General features: G+C 62.6%; 7 protein-coding genes and 1 pseudogene. 3 read left to right on the top strand and 5 right to left on the bottom strand.

Annotated elements, in window-relative coordinates; translation table 11 throughout:
* Together Q8K09_RS00985 and Q8K09_RS00980 are read right to left on the bottom strand one after the other, a co-directional pair.
* A pseudogene (locus Q8K09_RS00985) lies at positions 1-129 on the bottom strand (NAD(P)(+) transhydrogenase (Re/Si-specific) subunit alpha); the annotation flags it as partial.
* Positions 130-829: 700 nt separating this feature from the next.
* Positions 830-1738 carry a LysR family transcriptional regulator gene (locus Q8K09_RS00980; RefSeq protein ID WP_305253071.1) on the bottom strand — a complete coding sequence of 303 codons (909 nt, stop codon included), beginning with the start codon at positions 1736-1738 and terminating at the stop codon, positions 830-832.
* A gap of 193 nt (positions 1739-1931) precedes the next feature.
* On the opposite strand from Q8K09_RS00980, the gene Q8K09_RS00975 reads away from it, so the two are divergent.
* Together Q8K09_RS00975 and Q8K09_RS00970 are read left to right on the top strand one after the other, a co-directional pair.
* Positions 1932-3110, top strand: coding sequence for an acyl-CoA dehydrogenase (locus tag Q8K09_RS00975; RefSeq protein ID WP_305253070.1), 1179 nt, complete (start codon positions 1932-1934; stop codon positions 3108-3110).
* A gap of 134 nt (positions 3111-3244) precedes the next feature.
* Positions 3245-4468, top strand: a complete 1224-nt coding sequence (locus Q8K09_RS00970) for a CaiB/BaiF CoA-transferase family protein (protein WP_305253069.1) — start codon at positions 3245-3247, stop codon at positions 4466-4468.
* A gap of 92 nt (positions 4469-4560) precedes the next feature.
* Here Q8K09_RS00970 and hmpA read toward each other — a convergent pair whose 3' ends face one another.
* Positions 4561-5742 (bottom strand): NO-inducible flavohemoprotein, encoded by a 1182-nt coding sequence (gene hmpA / locus Q8K09_RS00965; protein ID WP_305253068.1) that lies wholly within the window; start codon positions 5740-5742, stop codon positions 4561-4563.
* Positions 5743-5953: 211 nt separating this feature from the next.
* On the opposite strand from hmpA, the gene norR reads away from it, so the two are divergent.
* The gene (gene norR, locus Q8K09_RS00960; protein ID WP_305253067.1) at positions 5954-7471 is read left to right on the top strand and encodes a nitric oxide reductase transcriptional regulator NorR; all 1518 of its coding nucleotides are present in this window, start codon (positions 5954-5956) and stop codon (positions 7469-7471) included.
* A 634-nt stretch (positions 7472-8105) separates the two neighbouring features.
* Here norR and Q8K09_RS00955 read toward each other — a convergent pair.
* On the bottom strand, positions 8106-8747 hold the full coding sequence (locus Q8K09_RS00955) for an SCO family protein (RefSeq protein WP_305253066.1): 642 nt from the start codon (positions 8745-8747) through the stop codon (positions 8106-8108).
* An 11-nt stretch (positions 8748-8758) separates the two neighbouring features.
* The gene (cyoE, locus tag Q8K09_RS00950) at positions 8759-9658 is read right to left on the bottom strand and encodes a heme o synthase (protein ID WP_305253065.1); all 900 of its coding nucleotides are present in this window, start codon (positions 9656-9658) and stop codon (positions 8759-8761) included.
* Positions 9659-9664: the final 6 nt, after the last annotated feature.

The raw sequence follows: 9664 nt of genomic DNA, 5'->3' as shown, positions 1-9664 counted from the left end.
GGCGCTAACGCCAGCTCCGCTCTGCACCGTGACCCGATGGCCTTGGCCGATCAGCTTCTTGATGGTTTCTGGCGTGGCGGCTACCCGCGTTTCGCCGGCATGGGTTTCGAGAGGAACACCGATGTGCACGTCAAATCTCCTGCGTGATCTTTATCTTTTTAATGAACCGGCGCACTGCGGATGGCGCGTCGGCGAAGGGAGGATCAGCACAAATCACCCTAGCAGAGGCTATGCTTCGGGCGGGCCGGCATTTTGCAGGCGCAGCATAAGTCCTTCAAGGTGTTATGGAGTAAAACCTTGCGACAACTACAAGTCATTCTGCGACTTGGCATTCATCTTTTTCATGAAAGCCTTGCCAGCCGTGGCCGGCAAGTGAATCAGGGGGGTTTCTTGCGCGATGGGCATGAGCGCCATGAATAACCGCACATCAAATAGCAGTGGCATTGGTTAAAAAGCCACCAAAGGCACATATTCAGGGCCCTGCGCACGCTTTACTGTGCAATAAATTAGACACACGCACGAGACACTACGCGCCATGATGTAGTGGTAAATATCACTCACTACACGACTGCCACGACCGTACTGATGGCTATTCAACAGCTCGCTGTTGCGCGAGTAACCTCTGCGCAGGAGTATCTGGGTGATCGTGCGTTTTTGCTGTTAAATTCGCGGATATGGGCCGGGCGCCGCACTTTGGCACCGAGACAGAGCCCCCCTGCAGCGCGTGACCGGGACACCGCCACAGCGCAAGGCGTCTGCCACTACTCAGTGGCCATAAAAGATCGGCGCCGGCACGTTAGGCAAGGGCAACTACTTCGCTTGCTGTCGTTTATTCCAAACCGCTTTCCTGTGCATAGTCCAGCGCCTGCTGAACCAGCCAGTCGCGAAAACTTTGCAGCGCAGCAGACTCCACCTTGCGTTCGGGAATCATCAGGTAATAGGCCTTGTCGCTGCTGTAGGCATGCTCCAGCGCCAACACCAGGCGCCCCTCCCTCAGCTCCCGCTGGATCAGAAAGGGTGGAATCAAAGCCACGCCCATCTCATGCATGGCCGCCTGGGCAAGCATGGAGAAAAGCTCGTAGCGTGGCCCGCTCATGTCCCGGGGCACATTCAGCCCCAGCGAACCGAACCACTGGCGCCAGGCGTAGGGCCGGGTGGTTTGCTGCAACAGCGGCAGGCTGGCGATGCGCTCAGCGCTGAGGCCGCTTTGCCCGGCGAGTAGCGCCGGGCTGCACACTGGCATCGGGTTTTCACGCATCAACAGGTGCGAGGCAGTACCTGGCCAGTCCGCGTCACCGAAGTACACCGCCGCATCGAACTGGGTATCGGCAAACAGGAATGGTCGGGTGCGGTTGGTCAGGTTGACCGTGACCTGCGGGTACAGCCGCTGGAAATCCTTCAGCCGCGGCAGCAGCCATTGAGTGCCAAAGGTCGGCACTACCGCAAGTTCAATGCTCATGGCGCCTTGCTGGCCCATCACCGCCAGGGTGTCGCGCTCGACCGCATCGAGTTGCGCGGCAACCCGCCGCGCATAGGACAAACCGGCCTCGGTCAGTTGAACCCCGCGGCGCGAGCGGCGAAACAGCTCGACATTGAGAAACTCCTCCAGCCCGGCGATTTGCCGACAGATCGCGCTCTGGGTCAGGGCCAGCTCCTCGGCTGCCCGGGTAAAGCTCTGATGGCGAGCTGCCGACTCGAAGGCGATCAGGGCCGTAGTGCTGGGGATTTTTCGGCGCATCTGTGCGGCACTCTCACTCTGTTTTGGATTAAATGCCGCTCAAAGCTAACTCGGAGTGCGTAAAAAGCACAACAGCATGCGTAATCCTCGTTTGCCCAGCACGCGGATGCAGCCTAGGATCAATTCCATGCACCCCGTGGGCGCGGCCACTGGCCGCGACGCTAGTCCCCCGTCCTAACTCGAGGTTTTCACAATGGCCAATGCAAGCTTCAACTGGATCGACCCCCTGTTGCTCGATCAGCAACTGACTGAAGAAGAGCGCATGGTGCGCGACAGCGCCCAACAGTTTGCGGCCGACAAGCTTAAGCCGCGGGTGCAACTGGCCTTCCGCAACGAACAGACCGACCCGGCGATCTTCCGCGAGATGGGCGACACCGGCCTGCTCGGCGCGACCATTCCTGAAGTTTATGGCGGCAGCGGCTTGAACTACGTGTGCTACGGCCTGATTGCCCGCGAAGTGGAGCGCATCGACTCCGGCTATCGCTCGATGATGAGCGTGCAGTCGTCCCTGGTAATGGTGCCAATCAACGAATTCGGCAATGAGGCGACCAAGCAGAAATACCTGCCCAAGTTGGCCAGCGGCGAATATATCGGCTGCTTCGGCCTGACCGAACCAGACCATGGCTCCGATCCGGGCAGCATGATCACCCGCGCCAAAAAGGTCGACGGTGGCTACCGCCTGAGCGGCGCCAAAATGTGGATCACCAACAGCCCGATCGCCGATGTGTTCGTGGTCTGGGCCAAGGATGATGCTGGCGAAATCCGCGGCTTCGTCCTGGAAAAAGGCTGGCAGGGCCTGAGCGCACCGGTGATTCACGGCAAGGTCGGCCTGCGCGCCTCGATCACCGGCGAAATCGTCATGGACAACGTGTTCTGCCCGGAAGAAAACGCCTTCCCCGACGTGCGTGGCCTGAAAGGTCCGTTTACCTGCCTCAACTCTGCCCGTTACGGCATCAGCTGGGGTGCGCTGGGCGCCGCTGAAGATTGCTGGCACACCGCCCGTCAGTACACCCTGGATCGCAAGCAGTTCGGCCGCCCGCTGGCACAAACCCAACTGATCCAGAAGAAACTGGCTGACATGCAGACCGAAATCACCCTGGCCCTGCAAGGCTGCCTGCGCCTCGGCCGGATGAAGGACGAAGGCACTGCGGCGGTGGAAATCACCTCGATCATGAAGCGCAACAGCTGTGGCAAATCCCTGGACATCGCCCGCCTGGCCCGCGACATGCTTGGTGGTAACGGCATTAGTGATGAGTACAGCGTGGCCCGCCACCTGGTCAACCTGGAAGTGGTTAATACCTATGAAGGCACCCACGACGTCCATGCGCTGATCCTCGGCCGCGCGCAGACAGGGCTCCAAGCGTTTTTCTAAGGTTCGCCCCGTAGGATGGGTCGCTGCGCGCAGCGATACCCGCCAGATCGCCCGATGGGTTCCACCGCTATGTGGCGAACCCATCCTACGTCCTGTTTGCTGTCGGTGCGCACAGCGCACCCTACGGAGTTCCCATGTCCGGTGCCCTGTCGCATATCCGTGTACTCGACCTGTCCCGCGTACTCGCCGGGCCTTGGGCCGGGCAGATTCTGGCTGACCTCGGTGCCGAGGTGATCAAGATTGAACGGCCGAAGGTCGGCGACGACACCCGCCACTGGGGCCCGCCGTTCCTGCAGAATGCAGCGGGCGAGAACACCAGCGAAGCCGCCTATTACCTGGCGGCCAATCGCAACAAACAATCGGTCACCGTGGACTTCACCCAGCCCGAAGGCCAGCGACTGGTGCGCGAGATGGTGGCCAAGGCCGACATCCTGATCGAGAACTTCAAGGTCGGTGGGCTGGCCGCTTACGGCCTCGACTACGCCACGCTGAAAGAGCTGAATCCGCGACTGATCTATTGCTCGATCACCGGCTTCGGCCAGGACGGCCCCTACGCCAAGCGCGCCGGTTACGACTTCATGATCCAGGGCCTGGGCGGCTTGATGAGCCTGACCGGGCGCGCCGACGAGGAGGCGGGCGCCGGACCGGTCAAGGTCGGCGTGGCACTAACCGACATCCTTACCGGCCTGTACTCGACCGCAGCGATCCTGGCCGCCCTGGCCAGCCGCGATCAGACCGGTAATGGCCAACACATCGACATGGCCCTGCTCGATGTGCAGGTCGCCTGCCTGGCCAACCAGGCGATGAACTACCTGACCACCGGCGTGGCGCCCCGCCGGCTGGGCAATGCCCACCCTAACATCGTGCCCTATCAGGACTTCCCCACTGCCGACGGCGACATCATCCTCACGGTCGGTAACGATGGGCAGTTCCGCAAATTTTGCGAGGTCGCCGGCCTTGCGGCGTTGGCCGTCGACTCGCGCTTTTCCACCAATCAGGCGCGCGTTGCCCATCGCGCCGAACTGATTCCGCTGATCCGCCAGGCCACCGTATTCAAGACCACTGCCGAATGGCTGGTGGCCCTGGAGCAAGCCGGCGTGCCCTGCGGACCGATCAACGACCTGCAGCAGGTGTTCGCCGACCCGCAGGTGCAGGCCCGCGGCCTGCGCGTCGACCTGCCCCACCCGCTGGCCGGCAGCGTGCCGCAGGTGGCCAGCCCGATTCGCCTCTCTGCGACCCCGGTGCAATACCGCAACGCCCCACCGCTGCTCGGTGAACACACCGAGCAGGTGTTGCAGCAATGGCTGGGCTTGAGTCTGCAGCAGATAGCCGAGTTGCGTCGGGCCGGGGTGCTGTAGGGTGCGCTGTGCGCACCAGGCGTTACCCATGTCCCCCAGCGAAACACATGTGCCGCACCCCACAGGCCGGTGACAGCAATTCGTAGTGCCGCTCAACCCTCCAGCGAACTGGCCGGGCCGAAGAACTCGTAGTGACTCTGCTGCTCCGGCACGCCGAGTTCGCGCAGGTGTTTCTTCACCTGGGCCATGAATGGCTTGGGACCGAGGAAGTAGGCGTCCAGGTCGCGTTCTTCCGGTAGCCACTCGGCCAGTTGCTCGCGGCTCAGAAACCCCTCAGCATCGCCCACATCACCAGCGCGCGGCTCGCTGTAGCACACGTAATGGCGCAGCTGCGGACACTCATCGCGCTGCGCCTCGACCCAGTCGCGGAAGGCGTGCACGCCGGCATGCCGGGCGCAGTGGATGAAGTGGATCGCCCGGCCGTGATCGCGCGCGGCCTCAAGCATGCTCAATGCCGGGGTGATGCCGACGCCGGCGCTGATCAGCACCAGCGGCTTGCTCGACTCGCGCAGGACGAAGTCACCGGCCGGCGGGAACAGTTCCAGGCGATCGCCGATCTGCACGTGGTCGTGCAGGTGGTTGGACGCCTTGCCGCCTGGCTCGCGCTTGACGCTGATGCGGTATTCGCGACCATTGCCGCAAGCCGACAGCGAATAGTTGCGCCGCACTTCCTCACCCTCCAGTTGCAGGCGCAGGCCGATGTACTGGCCCGGCTGGAAGTCGAGCAACGCGCCGCCGTCTGCCGGCACTAGGTGCAGGGAGACGATCTCCTGACTTTCGACACTCTTTTTCGCCACTCGAAACTCGCGGCCACCACGCCAGCCACCATCTGCTTGGGCATTGGCGGCGTAGGCGCGCTCTTCGGCATCGATCAGGATCTGCGCCAGTTGACCATAGGCGGCGCCCCAGGCGTCGAGTACCTCGTCGGTGGCGATCTCTGCACCGAGTACCTCGCGAATCGCCCGCAGCAGGCAGCTACCGACGATCGGGTAGTGTTCGGGCAAGATCTGCAGCGCCACGTGCTTGCTAACGATCTGCCCAACCAGCGGGCCGAGCGCCTCCAGGCGGTCGATATTGCGCGCGTACATCAGCACGCCGTTGGCCAGTGCGCGTTGCTGGTCGCCGCTGGCCTGATGCGCCTGGTTGAACAGCGGGCGTACCTGCGGGTATTCGCCGAGCATCAGCTGGTAGAAATGCCGAGTCAGGGTTTCGCCGCCGGTTTCCAGCAGCGGCACTGTGGCCTTGATCAGGGTGCGTTGATGAGCAGTAAGCATCGAGTGATTCCTAGGGCTATGCAGCCTGAGGTGAGCGGGGCGATTATCGAGAAGCATTCGGCCGAAGCGCTCAGGCATGCTACGTTTATGGTACCTAGGTTGTTACACAACTCGTGCCAGCTTTATAGTCTTTAAATTTCAATGACTTGCATGCCCTGCTGTCTTTATGACTGCGAGCAGAGTCGAGTCTTAATGACACAAGGCAGTCTTTATGACAGCACATCCATTACTGGCGGTATTGATCCCGCTGGTTGCCGATCTGTCCCGCGAATTACCCGAGGCCGAGCGCTATCGCCGGCTGCTGCTGGCCCTGCGCGAGCTGTTGCCGTGCGATGCGGTGGCCTTGCTCAGACTCGAGGGCGAGGTGCTGGTGCCGCTGGCGGTCGACGGCCTGAGCGCCGACACCCTCGGCCGGCGTTTCAAGCTCGGCGAGCATCCGCGTCTGCAGGCGTTGCTGGCACAGCGTGGGCCGACCCGCTTCGCCATGGACTGCGGCCTGCCAGATCCCTACGACGGCTTGGTCGAAGGCCATCGCGGCCACCTTGAGGTGCATGACTGCATGGGCTGTCCACTGTACCTGCAGGACCAGTTGTGGGGCCTGCTGACCCTCGACTCGCTGGACCCGGCGCGCTTCGGTCGCGTCGACCTGGACACCTTGGCCGCGTTCGCCAGCCTGGCCGCCGCCACCGTGATGGCCAATGAGCGCATCGCCCAATTGCTGCGCCGGGTCGAAGACGAGCATCAGCTGGCCGAGGTCTACAAGCAGGCCGCCGACCTGCATCGGCCGCGCGAGCTGATCGGCCAGAGCCTCCCGCACAAACGCCTGCAGGAGGAAATTGCGCTGGTCGGCGACAGCGAGCTGACGGTGCTGATCAGCGGTGAAACCGGGGTCGGCAAGGAACTGGTGGCCGAGGCTCTGCATGCCGCGTCGGCGCGGGCCAGGCGGCCGCTGATCAGCCTCAACTGCGCGGCGCTGCCCGAGACCCTGGTCGAAAGCGAGTTGTTCGGCCACGTGCGCGGCGCCTTCTCCGGCGCGGTCAACGAGCGCAGCGGCAAGTTCGAACTGGCTGACGGCGGTACCCTGTTTCTCGATGAGGTCGGCGAGTTGCCGGTGGCGGTGCAGGCCAAGCTGTTGCGGGTGCTGCAGAGCGGACAGTTGCAGCGGGTTGGCTCGGATCGCGAGCACCGGGTCAATGTGCGGGTGCTGGCGGCGAGCAACCGCGACCTTGCAGAAGAGGTGCGCGCCGGACGCTTTCGCGCCGATCTCTACCACCGCCTGAGCGTGTACCCGCTGAGAGTCCCGGCGCTGCGCGAGCGCGGCCGCGACGTCCTGCTGCTGGCCGGTTACTTTCTCGAAGAGAATCGCGCGCGCCTGGGGCTGCGCAGTCTGCGCCTGAGCAGCGATGGACAAAAAGCCCTGCTGGCCCACGACTGGCCGGGCAACGTGCGTGAGCTTGAACACCTGATCGGCCGTGCCGCGCTCAAGGCCTTGTCGGCCTGCGCCGAGCGGCCGCGCATCCTCAGCATCGACAGCCAGGCACTCGACCTGCCCCAGCGCGCCGGCGCTGTCGAACCGATGCCGCTGCGTGAGGCCCTGGATGCCTACCAGAGGCAGCTGATCGGCGCGGCCTTGCAGCGTCACCAGCACAAATGGGCTGACACCGCCTGCGAGCTGGGAGTAGACCGCGCCAACCTGATACGCCTGGCACGGCGCCTTGGCTTGAAGTAATCGACGGTGCTGAATGGCTCCCAGGGAACGGCCTGGGAATGCGGCGGACTGTTGCAGGCCAGGCCGAACCGCGAAGGACGCAACTGCGCGCCAACCTGAGCCGCCTCACCCAATAGACTGTGCCGCCAATTACTACTCGCAGGCAGCCTCCTAGACAATCGGCTAATCCGCCGCATGCCTTGATGTAGGTCAAAGTCGAGCGGCAGCAGGGGTTCTAGGTTGGGTAAAGGCTCAGCAAGGGCATGTGTTTGATGCCGTCATGGCGTGGCAAATGCGTTGACCCATGCAGCGGTGAGCCATGACGGTCAGCTCACGGCCTAAGATTCGAATGTGCTCCATGTGGTGGCTGTGGCCTGACAGAGGCCGTCTGAATAATACGTCCGGAGCGAGAGGGGCATCATGAGCCGTAAACAGAGCCTGCGTCTGCCTATCAACGTGGCGAGATGCCTGTGTACTTACCTGCGGACAGCCAGTGCGCTGGCGGCCCAAAGCCGGCGCGACCCAACCAGTGCCAACCTGCAGGCGTTCGAACATTTGCTGATATCAAGGGAACGAGACCACGATACGCTGCAGCCCGAAGCCACGACCCAGGCATACGATTAGAGACAGCCCACACGCCGGCGCATTCCGTGGCTCAGCCGCGTGGCGCCGGCTGAATCAACCCGGGTAACTGAGCAGCCAGTTTGGCGTTGTTCAATGGCGCGCGGATGAAGCCACGCTGGGTGCCGTCCGGGCCGATGATCACCAGGTTGCCGCTGTGGTCGACGGTGTAGTTTTCCTTACTGGTATCGGCTGGGATATAGGGAATACTCAGCGCATTGGCAAACTTCTGCAGGGTGGCTTCCTCACCAGTAAAACCGATGAACCCGGCATCGAAATAGTCGAGGTATTTTTTCAACTGCTCTGGTGTGTCACGGTTAGGGTCGACACTGACCAGCACTATCTGCAGATTAGCGAGGGTTTGCGCCGGTAACTGGCCTTGCAGCTGGCGCAGTTGGGCGAGGGTCGCGGGGCAAATGTCCGGGCAGAAGGTGTAGCCGAAAAACAGCAGGCTCCACTGCCCCTTGAGCTGATTGACCGCGACCGCCTGACCATTCTGGTCGAGCAAATTGAGGTCGGGCAATGTACGGCTTTGCGGCAAAAGTACGATACCCGCGTCAAGCAGCGCCGTCGGGTCACCTTGACCTTTGCTATTGAGCACTTTGTTGACGGTCAGGCCGAGTACCAGCGCGACCAGGGCAACGAGAACGAAAACGGTGATTTGGGTACGGGTCATGACACCAACGATTACAGGTTGAACAGCAGATAATGGTCGACTAGCAGGGCGATAAACAGCAGGAACAGGTACCAGATACTGTACTTGAAGGTGTTGATCGCCGCGTGCGGTTTGCTGTCACGGTACAGCACCCAGGCCCAGTGCAGAAAGCGCGCGCCCAAGCCAATGGCGCAGACCAGGTAGAGCAGGCCGCTCATGTGAATGGCGTAGGGCAGCAGGCTAACGGCGAACATTGCACAGGTGTAGAGCAGGATGTGCACCTTGGTGTAGTGCTCACCATGGGTCACCGGCAGCATCGGGATGTTGGCCTTGGCATATTCGGCCTTGCGGTGAATAGCCAGGGCCCAGAAGTGCGGCGGGGTCCAGGCGAAGATGATCAGCACCAGCAGCAGCGGCTCGGCGGTCAGCTCGCCAGTGACCGCAACCCAGCCAAGCAACGGCGGAGCGGCGCCAGCCAAGCCACCGATGACGATGTTCTGCGGCGTGGCACGTTTGAGAAACCCGGTATAAATCACCGCATAGCCAAGCAGCGAGGCGAGGGTCAGCCAGGCGGCCAGCTCGTTGGTGAAAGCCAGCAGCAGGCTGAGGCCGGCCACCGATAGCAGCAAGGCGAAGCTCAGCGCCGCCAGCGGGGTGACCCGGCCTTCGGCCAGCGGGCGCTTGTGGGTGCGCGCCATGATCGAGTCGATTCGCCGATCCACCACATGATTGACCGCCGCCGCGCCGCCGGCGCACAGGCCGATGCCCAGGTTGCCGAACACCAGCACCGTCCAGGGCACGCCGGCGCGGGTCGCGAGGAACATGCCGACCAATGATGTAATCAGCATCAGCACCACCACCTTGGGCTTGGTCAGCTCCAGGTAGTCGCGCCAGCTGACGTGAGCCTGTTGTTCGCGCAGTAGAGTAGCCATAGGGGT

Origin of the sequence: Pseudomonas sp., assembly GCF_030683065.1 — a bacterium.
Taxonomy (GTDB): Bacteria; Pseudomonadota; Gammaproteobacteria; order Pseudomonadales; family Pseudomonadaceae; genus Aquipseudomonas.
The sequence above is the reverse complement of the archived record's forward strand: the minus strand, read 5'-3'. Positions and strand labels throughout refer to the sequence as shown.